The organism is Herminiimonas sp. (genome assembly GCF_030645555.1).
Classification (GTDB): domain Bacteria; phylum Pseudomonadota; class Gammaproteobacteria; order Burkholderiales; family Burkholderiaceae_D; genus Oxalicibacterium.
Genome location: NZ_JAUSME010000100.1, coordinates 1 through 19,775 on the forward strand (window position 1 = coordinate 1; position 19,775 = coordinate 19,775).

Annotated in this window: 19 protein-coding genes; 10 read left to right on the plus strand and 9 right to left on the minus strand. The window is 55.0% G+C overall.

Annotated elements, in window-relative coordinates; all coding sequences use genetic code 11:
• The 5 genes from coaE to ispB form a co-directional block, all read right to left on the minus strand.
• Positions 1-601, minus strand: a 601-nt coding sequence (coaE, locus tag Q7T06_RS03965; RefSeq protein ID WP_304780516.1) for a dephospho-CoA kinase, incomplete at its 3' end; no start/stop codon positions are given.
• Positions 602-605: 4 nt separating this feature from the next.
• Complete coding sequence (locus Q7T06_RS03970) at positions 606-1,466, minus strand: A24 family peptidase (RefSeq protein WP_304780599.1); 861 nt, start codon at positions 1,464-1,466, stop codon at positions 606-608.
• 2 nt (positions 1,467-1,468) lie between these two features.
• Entirely contained in the window at positions 1,469-2,698 is a 1,230-nt protein-coding gene (locus Q7T06_RS03975) for a type II secretion system F family protein (protein WP_304780518.1), read from the minus strand.
• 14 nt (positions 2,699-2,712) lie between these two features.
• Positions 2,713-4,398: a type IV-A pilus assembly ATPase PilB gene (gene pilB, locus Q7T06_RS03980; RefSeq protein ID WP_304780521.1), complete on the minus strand. Its 1,686-nt coding sequence runs from the start codon at positions 4,396-4,398 to the stop codon at positions 2,713-2,715.
• Between the two features lie 275 nt (positions 4,399-4,673).
• Positions 4,674-5,663, minus strand: coding sequence for an octaprenyl diphosphate synthase (gene ispB, locus Q7T06_RS03985; RefSeq protein ID WP_304780524.1), 990 nt, complete (start codon positions 5,661-5,663; stop codon positions 4,674-4,676).
• 251 nt (positions 5,664-5,914) lie between these two features.
• On the opposite strand from ispB, the gene rplU reads away from it, so the two are divergent.
• The 4 genes from rplU (at position 5,915) to proB (ending at position 8,931) form a co-directional block, all read left to right on the plus strand.
• Complete coding sequence (gene rplU, locus Q7T06_RS03990) at positions 5,915-6,226, plus strand: 50S ribosomal protein L21 (RefSeq protein ID WP_041322652.1); 312 nt, start codon at positions 5,915-5,917, stop codon at positions 6,224-6,226.
• A 38-nt stretch (positions 6,227-6,264) separates the two neighbouring features.
• Positions 6,265-6,522, plus strand: coding sequence for a 50S ribosomal protein L27 (gene rpmA / locus Q7T06_RS03995; protein WP_304780534.1), 258 nt, complete (start codon positions 6,265-6,267; stop codon positions 6,520-6,522).
• A 90-nt stretch (positions 6,523-6,612) separates the two neighbouring features.
• Entirely contained in the window at positions 6,613-7,719 is a 1,107-nt protein-coding gene (gene cgtA, locus Q7T06_RS04000; RefSeq protein WP_304780537.1) for an Obg family GTPase CgtA, read from the plus strand.
• Between the two features lie 93 nt (positions 7,720-7,812).
• On the plus strand, positions 7,813-8,931 hold the full coding sequence (gene proB, locus Q7T06_RS04005) for a glutamate 5-kinase (protein ID WP_304780541.1): 1,119 nt from the start codon (positions 7,813-7,815) through the stop codon (positions 8,929-8,931).
• Between the two features lie 38 nt (positions 8,932-8,969).
• Here the strand turns inward: proB and Q7T06_RS04010 are convergent, their stop codons facing one another.
• Entirely contained in the window at positions 8,970-9,584 is a 615-nt protein-coding gene (locus Q7T06_RS04010; protein ID WP_304780543.1) for a CNP1-like family protein, read from the minus strand.
• Positions 9,526-10,107 carry an RNA pyrophosphohydrolase gene (locus tag Q7T06_RS04015; RefSeq protein WP_304780548.1) on the minus strand — a complete coding sequence of 194 codons (582 nt, stop codon included), beginning with the start codon at positions 10,105-10,107 and terminating at the stop codon, positions 9,526-9,528. Before Q7T06_RS04015 ends, Q7T06_RS04010 begins: the two co-directional genes overlap by 59 nt.
• Before the next feature lie 201 nt (positions 10,108-10,308).
• On the opposite strand from Q7T06_RS04015, the gene Q7T06_RS04020 reads away from it, so the two are divergent.
• Together Q7T06_RS04020 and Q7T06_RS04025 are read left to right on the plus strand one after the other, a co-directional pair.
• A complete protein-coding gene (locus Q7T06_RS04020) occupies positions 10,309-12,042 on the plus strand; it encodes a proline--tRNA ligase (RefSeq protein ID WP_304780553.1) in 1,734 nt (577 codons plus the stop codon).
• Positions 12,043-12,062: 20 nt separating this feature from the next.
• Positions 12,063-12,749: a lytic transglycosylase domain-containing protein gene (locus Q7T06_RS04025; protein ID WP_304780558.1), complete on the plus strand. Its 687-nt coding sequence runs from the start codon at positions 12,063-12,065 to the stop codon at positions 12,747-12,749.
• 131 nt (positions 12,750-12,880) lie between these two features.
• Here Q7T06_RS04025 and Q7T06_RS04030 read toward each other — a convergent pair whose 3' ends face one another.
• Together Q7T06_RS04030 and ffh are read right to left on the minus strand one after the other, a co-directional pair.
• Positions 12,881-13,351: an SWIB/MDM2 domain-containing protein gene (locus Q7T06_RS04030; protein WP_304780563.1), complete on the minus strand. Its 471-nt coding sequence runs from the start codon at positions 13,349-13,351 to the stop codon at positions 12,881-12,883.
• 370 nt (positions 13,352-13,721) lie between these two features.
• A complete protein-coding gene (gene ffh / locus Q7T06_RS04035; protein ID WP_304780567.1) occupies positions 13,722-15,089 on the minus strand; it encodes a signal recognition particle protein in 1,368 nt (455 codons plus the stop codon).
• 351 nt (positions 15,090-15,440) lie between these two features.
• On the opposite strand from ffh, the gene Q7T06_RS04040 reads away from it, so the two are divergent.
• Genes Q7T06_RS04040 through Q7T06_RS04055 form a run of 4 tightly spaced genes read left to right on the plus strand, consistent with a single transcriptional unit; the run spans position 15,441 to position 19,645 of the window.
• Positions 15,441-16,250, plus strand: a complete 810-nt coding sequence (locus Q7T06_RS04040) for an inner membrane protein YpjD (protein WP_304780587.1) — start codon at positions 15,441-15,443, stop codon at positions 16,248-16,250.
• Positions 16,247-16,489: a PP0621 family protein gene (locus tag Q7T06_RS04045; protein WP_304780590.1), complete on the plus strand. Its 243-nt coding sequence runs from the start codon at positions 16,247-16,249 to the stop codon at positions 16,487-16,489. Before Q7T06_RS04040 ends, Q7T06_RS04045 begins: the two co-directional genes overlap by 4 nt.
• A gap of 3 nt (positions 16,490-16,492) precedes the next feature.
• Positions 16,493-18,181, plus strand: coding sequence for a nitrogen regulation protein NR(II) (locus Q7T06_RS04050; RefSeq protein WP_304780593.1), 1,689 nt, complete (start codon positions 16,493-16,495; stop codon positions 18,179-18,181).
• 39 nt (positions 18,182-18,220) lie between these two features.
• On the plus strand, positions 18,221-19,645 hold the full coding sequence (locus Q7T06_RS04055; RefSeq protein WP_304780596.1) for a sigma-54 dependent transcriptional regulator: 1,425 nt from the start codon (positions 18,221-18,223) through the stop codon (positions 19,643-19,645).
• Positions 19,646-19,775: the final 130 nt, after the last annotated feature.

The following is a 19,775-nucleotide window of genomic DNA, read 5'->3' on the forward strand; positions in this document are numbered from 1 at the left end:
TCGGTGGCACCAGCGCCGAAACCATGCTGGCGCAGGCCTGATCCGAGCACCCGGCCCCATCCAACCCGAGAGCAGCCGCATGACTGTCGCCATCGGAACCCGCCGTCAAAGCCGTCGCGCGCACCTGCTGTTCGCTCAGCGCATTGCGTTGCATCACGCGCTGCACCTGCATCTCTTCCGGGCAGTCGATCGCCAGCACGCGGCTGACACGCTGTTGCCAAAAATCGGATTCGAGCAGCAGCGGCACGACGAATAACAGATAGGCGCCTTGAGCCCGCGCTGCAGCACTTTCGGTTGCACTGCGGATCAGCGGGAGGAGTATCGCTTCCAGACATTTTTTCTGGGCTGGATTGGCAAACACGAGCTCGCGCATCCTGTTGCGGTCCATCGCGCCGTTGGACATGATGAAATCTGCACCGAATGCGTCCTTGATGGGCGCTATTGCGGCACCGCCTGCACCAGTCAGCTGGTGCGCAATCAGGTCGGTATCGATCACGGCTGCGCCGCGCGCTGCGAACAGGTCGGCCACCGTGCTTTTGCCGCTGCCTATGCCGCCCGTCAAGCCAACGGAAAACCGGTCTGTGCGAACGGGGGCATTCATCGCCTCAGTAAAAGCCCAGATACATTTGCGTCAGCGGTTTACCGTACAGCAAGGCAATCAGGCCGGCGGCTGCAAGGTAGGGGCCGAATGGAATCGGAATGTCGCGCCCGCGTCTGGCCAGCAGTATCAGTGCGATGCCCACCACGGCACCGACCAGTGAAGACAGCAAGACGATGACCGGCAACATCTTCCAGCCCAGCCAGGCACCGAGTGCGGCCAGCAGCTTGAAGTCGCCATAACCCATGCCTTCCTTGCCGGTCGCCAGCTTGAACAGCCAATAGATGGCCCACAAGCTGAGATAGCCGGCGGCTGCGCCTATCACCGCTTCCTGCAATGGCACGAAGGTGCCATTCAGATTGATCAGCAAGCCCAGCCACAGCAGGGGCAGCGTCAGATCATCCGGCAGCAACTGCGTATCGGCATCGATAAACGTCATTGCGATCAGCAAATAGGTAAAAATCAGCGTCGTCAGGCCCAGCAAGCCGCTGCCGAAATGCCAGATCAGCAAGACTGACAGCAAGCCGGTGAGTAATTCAACGATCGGATAGCGGATCGAAATCGGCGTTTTGCAGGCGATGCATTTGCCGCGCAGGAAGGCATAACTGAGAACAGGGATATTCTCGATGGCCGTGATCTGATGCCCGCATTGCGGACACGCCGAACGCGGCATCACCAGATCGTAACGCTCTTCATGCGGCAAGGGCTTGCCGCTTTCATGTGCAACGTAGTTATCCGATTCGCGCTGCATCATTTTCGGGATGCGATGGATCACGACGTTGAGAAAACTGCCTATCAGCAAACCGAACACGCCGGCAACGATGGCGGGCAATACGCTACCCGCAGGCGCAGACCAGAGTAAATCCATCATCAGACCACGGAACCCAGTTTGAAAATAGGCAGGTACATTGCAATCACCAGGCCGCCGATCAGCACGCCCAGTATCACCATGATCAATGGCTCCATCAGGCTGGACAACGCTGCGACGGCTTCATCAACTTCATCTTCATAAAAATCGGCGACCTTGCCCAGCATATTGTCGAGCGAGCCGGATTCCTCGCCTATCGACACCATTTGCGTGACCATGTTGGGAAATACGCCGGAATTCTGCATGGCCACTGTCAGGCTGGTACCGGTGCTGACTTCATTCTGGATTTTTTTCGTGGCGTCCAGATACACGGCATTGCCAGAGGCGCCGCCTACCGAGTCCAGTGATTCGACGAGCGGTACGCCGGCGGCAAACATGGTGGCCAGTGTGCGCGTCCAGCGTGCAATGGTGGCCTTGCGGATCACGGCGCCGAAGATAGGGGCTTTCAGCAGCAGTCTATCCATAGTGCGCTGCATTTTCAGCGAGCGTTTCCAGGACTGGAAAAACAGATAGAGACCGGCAAACAGCAGGCCGAATATGAGGTACCAGTAAGTTACAAAGAAGTCTGAAATCGCCATCACCATCAAGGTAGGTGCGGGCAGGTCGGCACCAAAACTCTTGAACACTTCCTTGAAGGCAGGAACGACCCAGATCATGATGACGGCGGTGACGATGAAGGCGACTGCCAGAATGGCGACTGGATAAAACATGGCCGACTTGATCTTGGCCTTGATCGCGAGGGTTTTTTCCTTGTAGATTGCCAGTCGCGTCAGCAAGTCTTCCAGTATGCCGGCCTGTTCGCCGGCGCCCACCAGATTGCAAAACAGCGGGTCAAAATAAAGCGGGAATTTGCGGAATGCCTGATTCAGGCTGGTGCCGGTTTCCACGTCGGCGCGTATATCCTGTATCAGCTTGGATACGGAAGGGTTTTCATGGCCTTTTGCAACGATATCGAATGATTGCAGCAGGGGCACGCCTGCCCTCATCATCGTGGCGAGCTGGCGCGTAAAGAGGGTGATGTCTTTTTCAGAGACTTTTCTGCCGCTGCGATAGGTTTTCTTTTTGACCTTGGTGACCAGCACGCCTTGCCGGCGCAGGGTTGCATTGACGACTGATTCGCCGCCGGCGCGCAATTCTCCGCGCACGAGCTTGCCGGATTTGTCTTTGCCTTCCCAGGCAAAAACGGCTTCCTTGGCCAGTGTTGCGCTCCCGACTTTACGTGCTGTTGCCATCCCTAGACCTCTTTTTATTTATTTGTACAACCCAGAATTTCTTCCAGGCTGGTGAGTCCCTGTTTGACTTTCACCAAACCCGATTCGCGCAAGCTGCGAACGCCATCTTTTTTTGCCTGTGCTTCGATTTCCATCGAGGTGCCGTGACTCAGGATGATATGTTCTATCTCTTCGCTGATCGGCATGACTTGATAGATGCCCAGGCGTCCCTTGTAGCCGCTGCCGCTGCAACGTTCGCAACCAACCGGTTTGTAGGGCAGCCATGTGCCGTCGAGGTCTTCTTCGGCAAAGCCTGCGTCGAGCAGGGCATCATCCGGGATGACGGTGGTTTGTTTGCATGAGCATAAACGCCTGGTCAGGCGCTGCGCGGTAATCAGGATCACCGATGAGGCGATGTTGAACGGCGCCACGCCCATATTCATCAGACGGGTCAGCGTTGCCGGCGCATCGTTGGTGTGCAATGTAGAAAAAACCATGTGGCCGGTTTGCGCCGCCTTGATGGCGATGTCGGCAGTTTCCAGGTCGCGTATCTCGCCGACCATGATGATGTCCGGATCCTGGCGCAGGAAGGCCTTCAGTGCAACCGGGAAGGTGAGTCCGGCGCGGTCGTTGATGTTGACCTGGTTGACGCCCGGCAGGTTGATCTCGGCAGGGTCTTCTGCGGTCGAGATATTGATGCCGGGCTTGTTCAGGATATTCAGGCAGGTGTACAGGGAAACGGTTTTACCGGAACCGGTCGGGCCTGTGACCAGCACCATCCCATACGGCCGCTGGATCGCATCCATCAGCGTTTCTTTCTGGTCGGGATCGTAGCCCAGTGCTTCTATGCCCATTTGCGCCTGTGAACCGTCCAGTATCCGCATGACGATTTTCTCGCCAAACAGCGTAGGCAGGGTGCTGACGCGGAAATCGATGGAGCGCGTTTTCGACATCACCAGTTTCATGCGGCCATCCTGCGGCACGCGTTTTTCCGAGATGTCTAGCTTGGAAATGACCTTGATGCGTGAGGCGAGTTTTTCCTTGATCGCCAGCGGCGGTTGCGCGATGTCACGCAATACGCCATCGACGCGGAAACGGATTCTATAGAATTTTTCGAAGGGCTCGAAATGAAGATCCGAGGCGCCCATATTGATTGCATCCACCAGGATTTTTTGCAGAAATTTGACGACAGGCGCATCGTCGATATCGGTGGCTCCGCCGTCGGCCGGTGCTGACAGTTCCTCTTCCATGAAGTCGATATCGAGGTCGTCGCCTATCAACTCAGTCAGATTCTGTTCGGCACTCTGCCCCAGCTTTTCTATCAGTTTGAGCAGCGTGCCGTGATCGACGATGATGGGTTCGACCGCCAGCTGGGTCTGGAACTTGATCTGGTCCAGCGCCTGGGAATTGGTCGGGTCTGAAATGGCGATCAAGACCTTGTTGCCGCGCTTGGCGAGTGCGATGACGCGCTGACTCTGCATCAGCTTGGCATCTATGATCTTGTCTGGCAGGTTGCTGCTGTTGAATGCAGCCAAGTCTAGCAGCGGATAGCCGAAAGTTTGCGAGCAAAATGCCGCCAGTCTGGGCGCGTTCATGATCTCGCTTTTGAGCAGGGTATCGATGAATGCGGTTTTTTCGCTCGCCGCTTGCTTGGCTATCGTGTCGGCTTGCTGTGGCGTAATCTGGCCTGCCTGCAACAGTGCACGCGCAAGACCTGACATCGCATTATTTGATGCCGAACTAGGGAGGACTGCAGCCATGTATTTACGCCAATAAGGTCGACTGGAACATCGAAGGTGCGTTAGATAATGCCTCCAAGCACCTGTTTTGTAAAGATATCCAGCGGACTGTTACTTTTTTGTCGAAGAAAAAGCAACGCTTGATCAGAATAGGTAAATTGCTGATCGGCAACAATATTTATAGCGTAATACCTTGCAATTTATATGGATGGCAACTTCCCTTTTTCCTTCATTAAAGGATAGGGCGCCAAGCTTTCCTAGTGATTGCGATAAACTGCGAACGCGCTCAGCTTGAGCAAGGCAGTTTTGTAAGTGCTGTCGGGCAGTCCGGCAATTGCCTGGGTGGCGCGCGCCGATGCTTCTTCAGCCTTGCGCTTGGTGTAATCGAGCGCGCCCGAGGTAGTGACAGCGAGCAAAATGGCGTCGAAATGTTCCTCGTCGCCATTTTCTATGCAGCTGCGCACCAATTCACGCTGCTCGGCCGTGCCATATTCCATCAGATAGATTAATGGCAAGGTTGCCTTGCCTTCGCGCAAGTCGTCGCCTACGTTTTTACCTATATCTTCAGCCTGGCCCGAGTAATCGAGTACATCGTCGATCAACTGGAAAGCAGTCCCTAGCGAACGGCCATATTCTGCTGCGGCTTCTATGTCGTCCTCGGATGCGCCGGCGATCAGGGCGCCGAGTTGTGCTGCAGCCTCGAATAATTTGGCGGTTTTGGAACGTATGACTTCCGTATAGCGTTCTTCTGAGATGTCGGGATCATGCATGTTTAACAACTGCAGCACTTCGCCTTCGGCGATGACATTGGTCGCATCGGCCAGAATTTGCATCGCGCGGATATTGCCGACCGTCACCATCATCTGGAAAGCGCGCGAATGTAAAAAGTCGCCCACCAGGACCGATGCTGCATTGCCAAACAAGGCATTGGCTGTCTTGCGGCCGCGCCGCAGTTCCGATTCATCGACCACATCATCGTGCAACAGCGTCGCAGTATGGATAAACTCGACGACGGCGGCCAGTTGATGATGGCCTGTGCCGCGATAACCATGGGCATTTGCAATCAGCAAGACCAGTACCGGGCGGATACGCTTGCCGCCAGCGCTGATGATGTAATCGGCGATTTGATTGACCAGTGCCACTTCGGAGTGGAGTTTTTCGCGTATGACGGCGTCAACTGCAAGCAAGTCTGTGGCGATGGCTTCGTTAAGCAGGTTTTGAGCGGATTGAGCAGGAACGGAAGTCAAAGGTAAGCCTGATGAATGAGCATGAATGGGCAGAATTATACGACGACAAATGCAGCGGACGTTTCCCTGTTGTGTCCAGGGGACAGGCTGTTTCTCAAAAGACATGGTTTTACAGGCACTGAAATATGTGCTGAACAAGCTTTGACCGACAAGGTAAGTCCATGTATAATTGGAGGTTTTCCCGATTCCGTCTGAATAGTTCCGGCGTATCGAAGAGAGAAAAGTCCTTTAATCAATTGATGAGGTTTCACATGTACGCGGTCATAAAAACCGGTGGCAAACAATATAAAGTTGTCGCTGGTGAAAAATTTAAAGTAGAACAGATACCGGCAGACATTGGATCCGAAATCACCCTTGATCAGGTGCTCGCATTGGGCGCAGGAGAAACCATTAAGTTTGGTGCTCCACTGGTTGAAGGTGCTACGGTCCTTGCTACGGTTGTCTCCCATGGTCGTCACGATAAGGTGAAGATTTTCAAGATGCGTCGCCGTAAGCATTACCAGAAGCACCAGGGCCATCGTCAGAATTACACCGAATTGCAGATCGTTTCGATCAACGGCTAAGCCGCTGACTCGGACTAACCAGATACAAGGAGTCAGAAATGGCACATAAAAAAGGCGGCGGCACTACGCGAAATGGTCGTGATTCAGAGTCAAAACGACTCGGCGTCAAGGTCTACGGTGGTCAAACCATCAACGCTGGCGGCATCATTGTTCGTCAACGCGGCACAAAAATGCATCCAGGCGAAAACGTCGGCATGGGCAAGGATCACACCTTGTTTGCGCTGGTCGACGGCAAGGTTGCATTCGCTACCAAAGGCGCATTGCAGCGCCACTACGTAGTAGTCGTACCTGCTTAATTAACCGTTAAGCAACGCAACGTAAGGCGAAAGCCTTCAATCGAAAGGCTCTGCCCAAGGTAGGGCCTTTTTAGTTTTATGGCGGCACATATGAAGTTTATCGACGAAGCAAAAATCGAAGTCATTGCTGGAGATGGCGGCAACGGCGTCGCCTCCTTTTGTCGTGAAAAATTCAGGCCGTTTGGCGGTCCGGACGGCGGCGATGGCGGCAAGGGCGGCAGCATTATTGCGGTTGCAGATCGCAATATCAATACGCTGGTCGATTTCCGCTTTTCCAAGATGCATAAAGCCAAGAACGGCGAAAACGGCCGTGGCGCAGACTGCTACGGCAAGGGCGCGGATGATATTTTCCTGCGCATGCCGGTAGGCACACTGATTATTGATAATAACGACGGCGAAATCGTCGCCGATCTGACGGAACACGGTCAGCAGGTATTGATTGCCAAGGGCGGCGACGGCGGCTGGGGCAATATCCATTTCAAATCATCGACCAACCGTGCACCCCGGCAAAAATCCGAGGGCAAGGAAGGCGAGCGACGCGAGTTGCGGCTGGAGCTGAAAGTGCTCGCCGATGTCGGTTTGCTCGGGATGCCGAATGCCGGTAAATCGACTTTCATTTCGGCCGTCTCCAATGCGCGCCCGAAAATCGCTGATTATCCATTCACGACGCTGCACCCGAATCTGGGCGTGGTCCGCGTCAGTCACGAAAAGAGTTTCGTGATTGCCGATATTCCAGGTTTGATCGAAGGCGCATCCGATGGTGCCGGTTTGGGCATACAGTTCCTGCGTCATTTGCAGCGCACGCGTTTGCTGCTGCATATCGTCGATCTGGCACCGTTCGACAATGTCGACCCGGTCAAGGAAGCCAAGGCGATCGTCAAGGAACTGAAAAAGTACGACGAATCGCTGTTCGACAAGCCACGCTGGCTGGTCTTGAACAAGCTCGACATGGTGCCGGAAGACGAGCGTAAAAGCCGTGTGAAGGATTTCGTCAAACGCTTTGGCTGGAAAGGTCCGGTATTTGAAATTTCCGCCCTGACGCGCGAAGGCTGTGCCGACCTGATCGTTGAAATTTACGATTACCTGGCATTGCAGCGGCAGGCTGAAACGCGTTCGGAAGAAACGCAGATGGTCGAGGAAGCGCGCGGCATTGAATCCATAGATCCGGATGATCCACGTTTCAAGATCATCGATTGAAACCAGTTCTGCGGATTGCCGCTGAGCGGCAATCCGGCACCATCACCGTTCTCGGTGAGTCTCAATAATTAAAACAGCGCCGGGTTACCAAGCATGAACTCCGTCATTCAAAAAGCCAAACGCGTCATCATCAAGGTAGGCTCTTCGCTCGTCACCAATGATGGCAAGGGGCTGGATGCTGCCGCGATTCAAAAATGGGCCGAGCAAATTGTCCAGTTGCGCGCGCTCGGCAAGGAAGTCGTGCTGGTCAGTTCCGGCGCGATCGCCGAAGGCATGCAACGCCTCGGCTTCGACAAGCGTCCTGCCGGCATACATGAATTGCAGGCATGCGCCGCAGTCGGCCAAATGGGTTTGGCGCAAATTTACGAAACCAGTTTCCGCCAGCATCATGTGCAAACTGCACAAATCCTGCTGACGCACGCCGATCTGGCAGATCGCGAACGTTATCTGAATGCGCGTTCTACGCTGTTCACCTTGCTGCGTCTGGGCGTGGTTCCCATCATCAATGAAAACGATACCGTCGTTACCGATGAAATCAAGTTCGGCGATAACGATACCCTAGGTGCGCTGGTAACCAATCTGATTGAAGCTGATGCCTTGATCATATTGACCGATCAGCGTGGCTTGTTTACTGCCGATCCTCGCAAGGATCCTGACGCTGAATTTGTGCACGAAGCCAAGGCCGGCGATTTAACGCTGGAGGCAATGGCTGGCGGTGCTGGCAGTAGTCTGGGTCGTGGCGGCATGCTGACTAAAATCCTGGCAGCCAAACGCGCGGCATTATCCGGCGCGCATACCGTGATTGCCTGGGGGCGTGAAGACAAGGTTTTGACGCGTCTGGCGGCAGGCGAAGCGATAGGGACGCAACTGACTGCGCAAACTGCGCAACTGACTGCGCGCAAGCAATGGATGGCGGATCATTTGCAAACTGCCGGCAAGCTGGTGCTCGATGATGGTGCCGTGCAAAAGCTGACGGCAGAAGGTAAATCCTTATTGCCGATCGGGGTCGTCGAGGTGGCGGGCAGTTTCGGTCGTGGAGATGTGGTTACCTGCGTCGATCAAGCGGGCCGCGCGATTGCACGCGGCATCAGTAATTACGCCAGCTCGGAGACGCGCCGCATCATGCGCAAACCATCTACCGAGATTATCTCGATTCTCGGTTTTGTTGAAGAACCGGAATTAATACATAGAGATAATCTGGTCTTGCTGTAAATCCGGCATCACGCCATGCGTGCGCCGGACCCGCACCTTTATTCCTTCAGCAAATCATCCGTCAGAGTCCGTCCGGATTTTATTCGCTGCAACATATCTTTTTCATTTCCCATGATGGTCAGGTTGCCGCAGAAATAATCCATCGTCAATGCAGCGTGCTGGCGATTGACTTTGCTGCGTACCACAGGTTCCCACTGATTGCGTCGCGAAGGCGACCAGCTACCGTCGTCACGCCCGAGCGCATAGATTTTCTTTTCAAATGAGGCGCAGCGTATACCTTCAAAGCTGATGTTTTTTGCGCCGCCCTGACTAACTGCAACCATCGTATAGCGCACCACGCCGTCTGTACCTATAGCCAGTGACTTGGCATCTATAGAAAATTTTTGCGTCGCAGTTGGCCCGACGTAAAAAGGCAGCAGATTTTCATCCTTGGGGGCGGGCGGTAACTGTGCCTGGATTTCTTCCCATGGCGTGTCGTCATCTTCCTTGAAGTTCTTGTTCCACTCCAATTGTTGGGCAACAGAAATTTGTGCCATAGCTAACAGAGTCAGCCCGAGCAGCATGTGCGTGAGCTTGATAGGGAGAAGAGAGGGCTTATTCATTTTCAGGAGTGGTCTCTTGGGTAGGCGGTTCGTCGGTTTTGCGCGCGGCATGTGTCTGGCGCAAGTAACGTGCGGTGTTGTGTTGCGGTGCATGCTGAACCGGGCGTGCTAAAAAGCGTGACAGTTCCTGTAATGCGCGTTGATACACATCGCGTTTGAATTCGATGACGACGTCCAGCGGAACCCAGTAATCGTGCCAGCGCCAGGCGTCGAATTCCGGATGCTCGGTCACACGCAGATTGACATCGCAATCGCGCCCGACCATGCGCAGCAAGAACCAGATCTGCTTCTGGCCTTTGTAGTGGCCGCGAATTTCCCGTTTGATGAAATGATCCGGCACTTCATAGCGCAGCCAGTCGCGTGTGCGGCCGACGATTTTGACGTGTTCAGGCCGCAAGCCGACTTCTTCTTCCAGCTCACGGTACATCGCCTGCTCGGGTGTTTCGCCAAATTTGATGCCGCCTTGCGGGAATTGCCACGAATGCTCGCGCACCCGCTTGCCCCACCACACTTCATTCTGGGTGTTAATCAGAATGATGCCGACGTTAGGGCGGAAGCCTTCACGATCCAGCATGTTGCACCTCAAAACTTTCTGCGGCTAACGGACCCTCAATCGAAAATCGTTACCTTTACAGCCTTGTGCCGCTGAACGCATGATGACGCGCTAACAACGGAGACAGCAATCAATTGTACGAAGAGTGGGTGCATCAGCCAGCTAATCCTTTAAAATTGAGTTGATTATAACCTTCTCTCTTTTTAAAAAGAATTCATCGTCATGCGCGCATCCCGTTTTTTCATTTCCACTCTCAAAGAAGCTCCTTCCGACGCAGAAATCGTCAGCCACAAGTTGATGATGCGCGCCGGCATGATCAAGCGCCTCGGTTCCGGCATCTATACCTACATGCCTATCGGCTTGCGCGTGATTCGCAAGGTGGAGGCGATCGTGCGCGAAGAAATGAACCGCGCCAACGGGATTGAATTGCTGATGCCGCTGGTGCAGCCGGCCGAGCTGTGGCAGGAAACCGGACGCTGGGACAAGATGGGCCCGGAACTGATGCGCGTCAAGGACCGCCATGGCCGCGATTATGCGATCCAGCCTACTTCGGAAGAAGTCGTTACTGATGTGGTGCGCAGCGAAATCAAATCGTATCGCCAGTTGCCGATCAATTTTTATCATATCCAGACCAAGTTTCGCGATGAACGCCGCCCGCGCTTTGGCTTGATGCGCGGCCGCGAATTCACGATGAAGGATGCCTACTCCTTTGATCGCGATGTCGAAGGCTTGAAGCGCTCGTATCAAATCATGTTTGACGCTTATGTAAAGATTTTCAATCGCTTCGGTTTGCAGTTCCGTGCGGTGGCGGCGGACAACGGTGCGATCGGCGGCTCCGGTTCGCATGAATTTCACGTCATTGCCGATACCGGCGAAGATGCCATCGTCTACTGCCCGAGCTCCGACTACGCGGCCAATATGGAAGCAGCGGAAGCCTTGCCAGTCGACGCCGTACGCGGCGCGGCGACCCAGCCGATGAGCAAGACGGCTACGCCAGGCAAGACCAAGTGCGAAGATGTGGCGGCCTTGCTTGGCCTGCCGCTGGCGCAAACCGTCAAGTCGATCGTATTGACGGTGGAGAAGGAAGAAAAAGGCATTATCAACAAGGAAATCTGGTTATTGCTCTTGCGTGGCGACCATGAATTGAATGAAGTAAAAGCGGCGAAAATTCCCGGACTCGCCGACTGGCGTTTTGCGAACGAGGCAGAGATCATTGAATGGTTCGGCACACCACCCGGCTACCTCGGTCCTATCAATACCAAAAAGCCGGTCAAGCTGGTGGTCGACCGTACCGTCGCCAACATGCACGATTTTGTGTGCGGCGCGAATGAAGCCGATTTCCATTTCACTGGTGTGAACTGGGGCCGCGATTTGCCGGAAGCTGCCGTTTTCGATCTCCGCAATGTAGTCGAAGGCGATGCTTCGCCGGATGGCAAAGGTGTACTCGCTATCCAGCGCGGGATAGAAGTCGGTCACGTATTCCAGCTGGGTACCGCGTATTCAGAATCGATGAAAGCCACTTATCTGGATGAAAACGGCAAGCCGCAGCTGATACAAATGGGTTGCTACGGGATAGGCGTGACGCGCATTCTGGGCGCCGCCATCGAGCAGAACTTCGACGACAAAGGCATCATCTGGCCCGCCGCATTGGCGCCGTTTGAAGTGGTGCTGTGTCCGATGGGCTATGACCGCAGCGAAGGGGTCAAGGCGGAAACCGATAAATTGCATGATGCGCTGGAAGCGGCAGGCATAGACGTCATCCTCGACGATAGGGGCGAGCGTCCGGGTGCGATGTTTGCTGACTGGGAGTTGATCGGCGTACCGCATCGTGTCGTCATCGGCGACCGCGGCCTGAAAGAGGGCCAGCTTGAATATCAGGGCCGCCGCGATACGGCAGCGACGGCAGTTGCGCTGGATGACATTCTTGCCTTCGTCAAGGCCAGACTGGCGGCGTGATTGTCTTGATGCATCCCGTGATGGCGAGCCGGTCTGTTGTCGGCCGCCTGCAGGTTGCCGCAGGCGACGATGGCAAGCGTTCGCCTGCGCTGGCGTCGCCACTCCGATTTTCTTTCCTCTGTGGCGCATTCCTGTTTTTGCTGACGTATGGCCTGGCGGCATTTGCGGGTAATCAAAAAGAGGAGGCGATGGCGGACTCAGTGCGCATGGCTTTATCGCGTGCGATTTCCGATCCACGGCCGCCGATACCGCAATTTGCCGATATCAAGGAGCGTCTCGATTATCTGCACTGGCTGGGTGAGATGTCGGATCGTCTGGCCAAGCGTATTCCCGACCGGCAGGTGCGCATAGAATTCCTGCGCACAGCCTGGTACGAGGCGCGTCGCGCCGGACTGGATCCTGCGTTGGTGCTCGGCCTGATACAGGTGGAGTCAGCCTTTCGCAAATATGCAGTATCGCCGGTGGGCGCCCATGGTTACATGCAGGTCATGCCGTTCTGGACGCGCGTGATAGGGGATGGCGATCGCAGTAAGCTGTTTCACATGCAAACCAATTTGCGTTTCGGCTGCTCCATTTTGCGCATGTATCTGGATATGGAAAAAGGCGACCTGTTCCTTGCGCTGGGACGCTATAACGGTAGTCGCGGCCGTGCCGATTATCCTAACGCCGTGCTGGCATCCTGGAGAAAATGGGAACACAAGCCTTGAGAATTCAGCGCCGGATCAGGATGGTACCGGTAGCGGGTAGTACGGGATGAGGGAAATACAGGATAGCGACTGATAGAGCAGAAACAAAAACGCCCGCGCGATGCGGGCGTTTTTGTTTGGTACCTGAAAAATTATTTCAAGTGACCTGAGATGAGTTTGGTCATCTCAAACATCGATACTTGTTTCTTGCCACCAAAGACTGCCTTGAGCTTTTCATCCGCGTCGATCATGCGGCGGTTGAGGGCATTTTGCAGATTGAACTTCTTGATGTATTCCCACACTTTTTTCGTTACTTCAGTGCGCGGTGCAGGTGCTGCACCGATAACAGCTGCCAGCAGTGCTGACGGTGTTACTGGCTTCATGAAAGCGGCGTTAGGTTTGCGAGCGGTTGCTGGCTTTTTAGCTGCTACTTTCTTTGCTGCCGGTTTTTTCACTGCGACTTTTTTCGCGGCTACTTTTTTGGCAGGTGCTGCTTTTTTCGCGACTACTTTTTTAGCCGGCGCTGCTTTTTTCGCTACTACTTTTTTAGCAGGTGCTGCTTTTTTTGCTACTGGTTTCTTGGCGGCCGGTTTTTTGGCCGCTGGTTTTTTGGCTGTTGCCATCTTCAAACCTCCTTCACATTGTGTTGGGAAATTGCGCCAATTCACGCACCACTAATAGTGGTGGGGTTTTTCCTGCTGCGCAAGTGTTTTTTGAGTGTTTCACTCTGTATTTGTAGGCTGGCAGCCACGCATAGATCATAGAGAGAAAAGAGTGGATCGCGCCTGCAGCGTCGACGATGTAAATTTTGCTGGTTTGAGCAGGTGCATGGATTTGAGTTTTTCAGGGTTTAGGATTGTGTTTGCCGCGGGTTTTTATGGGTGCGACAGTTTGCGCGGAAGATGCTGCGCCTGGATTGCACCATAGCAGTGCCGCAGGATGAAAAAAGCCCGGCATCAGAGCCGGGCCGGGTACCTGTGCTTGCGCGGAAAATCAGCGCATGCCGGGCAACATGCCTTTCATGCCGCGCATCATTTTCATCATGTTGCCGCCTTTGAGCTTTTTCATCATCGATTGCATTTGATCGAATTGCGCCAGCATGCGATTGACTTCCTGCACCTGGACACCGGCGCCAGTCGCAATGCGGCGTTTGCGCGAGGCCTTGATCAGCTCTGGTTTGGCGCGTTCCTGCGGCGTCATCGAGTTGATCATGCCTTCCATGCGGATCACCTGTTTGTCGGCCATGCCCATGTTGGCGCCGCTGGCTGCCTGCTGCAATTGCGCCGGCAGTTTATCCATCAGATTGGACATGCCGCCCATTTTTTTCATCTGTGCGAGTTGCGATTTGAAGTCGTTCAGATCGAATTTTCCGCCGACCTTGATCTTTTGCGCCAGGCCTTGTGCAGCCTCGATGTCGACGCCCTTACGCGCTTCTTCCACCAGCGCCAGGATGTCGCCCATGCCGAGTATGCGGTCGGCCATGCGGACCGGATCGAAGGCTTCGAGGCCGTCCAGCTTCTCGGCCACGCCGGCGAACTTGATCGGCTTGCCGGTGATGTGGCGCACCGACAGTGCCGCGCCGCCGCGTGAATCGCCATCGAGTTTGGTCAGCACGATGCCGGTCAGCGGCAGTGCATCGCTGAACGCCTTGGCGGTATTGATCGCATCCTGCCCCAGCATCGCGTCGACCACGAACAGGGTTTCTATCGGTTTGACTGCGGCATGCAGGGCTGCGATTTCCTGCATCATCGCTTCGTCTATGCCGAGTCGGCCGGCGGTATCGATAATCAGCACATCGTGATAATGCCGTTTGGCGTAATCCAGTGCCGCCAGCGCGATATCGACCGGTTTGTCAGTGACTTCGGAAGGGAAGAAATCGGCGCCCACCTGTTCGGTGACGGTTTTCAGCTGGCCGATTGCAGCCGGGCGGTAGACGTCGGCGGAAACGGTCAAGACCTTCTTTTTCTTTTGCTCGCGCAAGTACTTTGCCAGTTTGCCGACGGTGGTGGTTTTACCCGCACCCTGCAAACCGGCCATCAGGATCACGGCCGGTGGCTGGGTCGCGAAATTGAGTTGTGACGCTTCAGGGCCGAGATCGGCGCCCATGATGGCAGCCAGTTCGCGCTGCACCACGCCGACCAGCGCCTGGCCGGGTGAGAGCGAGCCGATCACGTCTGCGCCCATCGCCTTTTCCTTGACGCGGCTGATGAACTCGCGCACGGCCGGCAGTGCGACGTCGGCTTCGAGCAGGGCCAGACGGACTTCGCGCAGCATTTCTGCGGTGTTGGATTCCGTCAGGCGCGCTTCTCCGCGCATGGTTTTGACTGCCTTGGCAAGGCGTTGGGTGAGATTGTCGAGCATGAGTAATGGCTGATATTAAGAGGTGAGACGACAAGTCGCGGCGATTTATAAGCAAGCAGCACGCGACGCAGGCAAACTTCATTTTACCTGATGCAGTGCCATATGGCCGTGCCTGGCAAGCATCCGCCATTTAAATATGGCGGTTCCGGACCTGGCTTATGCGCCGGGATGCATCTTGTATAAGCGTTTTTTTCTGGCTGGTGGTAATGTCGCGGTATTCCTTTCGTGACAGACAACAGGATGCCTTGCGATATTCGGCACATCCGCATATTGCAAGCTGTCTGTGCAGGAAACGAGATGCCACCATTTTCTGCCGCAGGCAGTCCGGATCACATGGTGTAAACTTAAGTAATGTATACATACTTTTTTGTCTTGGCGGCCTTGTTTTATGCGGTTTGCGCATGCTTGCCGTCTAAGAACCGCATGGCAATTTCGATCGGCACCCTGCTTGGGCTGCTGCTGCATGGCGCTGCGCTGTGGGTGGATGTGATCGCCCCGCATTCTCTGCGGATGGGGTTTGCGATCATGCTGTCGGGCATATTGTGGATTTCAGTCGCGGCCTACTGGCTGGAAAATCGTAATTTCACCCTGGATGGCTTGCGCATACTGGTATTGCCGTGTGCGGCAGTGGGTGTCCTGCTACCGACGATATTCCCCGGTAGCGTGATTCCGCTCGACGATAAATCGGCGCTCTTCCCATGGCATATCGCGATTGCAATGCTGGCTTACAGTACGCTGACCATAGCTGCTTTCCATGCCGTCCTGATGGCTTTGCAGGAATCCAAATTGCATACGCGCCTGGGTACGCAAAAGCCCGGCTTGTTTGCACTGGCAATCGACCGTTTGCCGGCTTTGCTGACGATGGAAAAATTACTGTTTCGCCTGATAGGCTTGGGGTTCTTTTTGCTGACGCTGACGGTACTGTCCGGCGTCGTGTTTTCCGAGGAGTTGTTCGGGCAGGCATTCAAATGGGAACACAAGACGATATTCACGATGCTGTCGTGGGTCTTGTTTGGCGTGCTGCTGGCCGGGCGTAAGTGGCGCGGCTGGCGCGGCAAGACGGCGTTGAGTTTTACCCTGACCGGCTTCACGACCTTGTTGCTGGCTTATGTAGGCAGCCGCTTCGTGTTTGAAGTTGTACTGCATCGGAGCATTGCATGAAATTGCTGTTGTGGGCAGGGATCATTTTTGCGGTCATATGGATACTCAAAAATAAAAAATCCAGTGCCCAAGCTGATCCTTCAAAGCCAACGCCGCCACCATCTGCCGATGTAAAAGCGGAAGCCATGCTGAGCTGCGCGCATTGCAAAACCTATTTCCCCGCTTCCGAGGCGGTATTTGATTCCGCCAGCGTGGCATTTTGCAGCGAAGAACACCTGCGTCAACATGCGACGCATTAATCCATGAAGCAAGCCAAGCCGGTTTTTGACGATAGTCGGGCGACATTCTGGCGCACGCTGCAGACGTTTGCGTTTACGCGGACCCTGATTGTGGCTGTCTTGCTGGCTTATTTCGGCTGGAATGCAGCGAAGCTTTTTCCCTACAAGCAGCAGTTTTTGGAAGTTTGCATCGTCTATCTGGCGCTGGCGCTGATGTTTGTGCTGCTGTCGCTGTACTGGCGGCGGCGCTTCATGCTGCAGCTGGTGGTGCAGATAGCCGTTGATATCAGTGCAATCACGATTCTGTACCTGTCGGTTGGCGGCATCAAAAGCGGGCTGGCGATCTTGTATCTGTTCCCGCTGGCGGGTGGGGCGATCCTGGCCCCGATGGTATTGGCCTTGTTTTTCGTTTCCACCGTGACCCTGATATTGCTGGCGGAAAACGGTTATCAACTGTTGAATGAAAATGCGGATATCTCTTCTGCGCATGTCGGCTTGTATGGGGCGGCATTTTTCATCATCATCTTCGCGATCAATCGCCTCGCCGCCCGCCTGATCAAGCAGGAATCGCTGGCGCAAGGACGCGGCAAGGCGCTACGCGTACAGCAGGCGATCAATCGCCTGATCATTGCCGATATGGAGGATGGCATACTGGTGGTCGATCGCAAGGGCCGCGTATTGACCAGCAATCCAGCCGCAGCATTCATGCTGGGACTGACATTTCCACACGAAAAATCGTATGGAAAATTATCCGATATGGCATGGTTAAAGCCGATAGCGGACGCTTACCTTGCATGGCATGCGAATGCCAGCTTGCGTGCAGCTACGCAAACCGTGGCGCCTACATTTGTCTTGATCAAGCATCTTGACGATACGACTTTGCAAGGCGGCACGACGATCATGGGTGGCCGGCGGGAATTGATTACGCATTTGAAATTGCGTTTTGTAAAGGTGGATGCAGACGCGATTCAGGAAGATCGCACCGTGATTTTCCTGCAAGACGTGACCGAGATTGAAAATCGCGCGCAACAACTCAAGCTGGCATCTATGGGACGCCTGACCGCCAGCATTGCACACGAGGTGCGCAACCCGCTGTCTGCAATTGGGCATGCTGCCGCACTGTTGAATGAAGAAGATCCCAATGCAAGCCAGCAGCGGCTGCTCGCGATCATAGGTGACAATGTGGCGCGCCTGAACCGGATGATAGAAGATATCCTGAAACTCTCACGCAAGGCGCAGCAGTATCATGAGCCGCTCAGCCTGGGAGTGCTGTTTGACGACGTGCTGGCGGAGTTGCGTGAAATGCATGCGCTGCAGGAAGGACTGATAGCGATCGGCGACATGACGCCTTACAAAGTGCGCTTTGATCCCTTGCATTTGCGCGAAATCGTCTTGAACTTGCTGACAAATGCGTTACGCTACGCCAGCGGTGCACCTGGCAGCATACGTGTATATATAGTGCCCAGCATAGGCCACAGGCTGGAATTGCATGTGCAGGATGATGGTCCGCAGATTACGTCGGCAGTACGGGCTCATTTATTTGAGCCGTTTTATACGACGTCCAGCAAAGGCACTGGCCTCGGACTCTATCTGGCGCGTGAATTGTGCCTCAATAATGGCGCGATGCTCAATTACGAATATCGTAGCGATGATGAGCATAGTCCCCCTGCCGGCCGATTCGTGATCACCTTTGCCAATAATGAAAAAATTTGACGATATTTGCCTATCCATGAACTGTAAAAGCCGCGTGCCATGACTTCCCCTCGCATCCTGATAGTTGACGATGAAGACGACCTGCGCGAATTGCTGGAAATTACGCTCGTCAAAATGGGGCTGGATGTGGATAGCGCCCCGGATCTGGCCGTCGCGCGAGATTGTCTCGCCAGGACTGAATATGCGCTGGTGTTGACAGATATGCGCTTGCCCGATGGCCTGGGCATAGAGCTGGTGCAGGAAATTTCCGCACAGTATAAAAACACCCCGGTCGCCGTGATTACTGCATTCGGCAGCGCCGACAATGCGGTGGTGGCATTGAAAGCGGGGGCCTTCGATTATCTATCCAAGCCGGTTGGCCTGGAACAATTGCGCGTGATGGTGCGTTCCGCCTTGCGCATCAGCCAGGCTGGTGCAGCCGACAAGACGCAGGAAAAATCCGCCGGGACTACAGCGCTGCGCCTGATGGGGCAGTCGGATGCCATGCAGGCATTGCGTGCGCAAATCACCCGGCTGGCGCGCAGCATGGCGCCGGTGGCCATCAGCGGAGAATCCGGCAGTGGCAAGGAATTGGCGGCGCGCGATATTCATGCGCAGAGTGCGCGCAACGACAAGCCTTTTGTCGCCGTCAATTGCGGTGCCATTCCTGAAACCTTGATGGAAGCTGAATTTTTCGGTTATCGCAAAGGCGCGTTTACCGGCGCAGTCGATGACCGGGATGGATTTTTCCAGGCTGCAAATGGCGGCACCTTGTTGCTCGATGAAGTGGCCGATTTGCCGTTGGCGATGCAAGTCAAGTTGCTGCGTGCGATCCAGGAGCGGCGCGTGCGCAAGGTGGGGGCGACGGCGGAGGAGCCGGTCGATGTCCGCATCATCAGTGCGACGCACCAGAATCTGGATGAGTGCGTAGGCAAGGGTACTTTCCGGCAGGATCTCTATTATCGCTTGAATGTGATCGAACTGAATCTGCCGCCCTTGCGCGAGCGGCTGGACGATATCGGCTTGCTGGCCAACGTGATATTGACCCGGCTGGGCGGCGGCCAGCCAGCCGCGCTGACGCCGGCTGCGCTGGAGGCGCTGCGCAGCTATCATTTCCCCGGCAATGTGCGCGAACTGGAAAATATCCTGGAGCGTGCGCTGGCGTTTGCCAACGATGGCTTGATAGAAGTGGGCGACCTGGCGCTGAAAGCGCAGGTTCCATCTTCTGTCCAGACGCTGGCCGCAACCGAACAGGCGGCTATCCAGCAGGATCTCGCAGAGGTCGAGGCGAAAGAGGTCGTTGCGCCAGCCAGCGATTTACCCGGGTCTTTGCCCGACCATCTGGATGATGTCGAGCGCGAGATCATACGACGTGCCCTGGCCAAGACCAAATTCAATCGGACCCAGGCAGCGGAATTGCTCGGCATTAGTTTCCGCCAATTGCGCTACCGGATGCAGCGGCTGGATATCAATGCACCAGAATAAGACACCGACCAGCGCGCCCTTGCCCTTTCAGATCGATGCCAGCGGCTGGGCAGCAGGTGTGTTGCGCCTGCCATCACCCAATTTCGATCAGCGGGTAGAAGGAACGGAAATTGCATTGCTGGTGATTCAT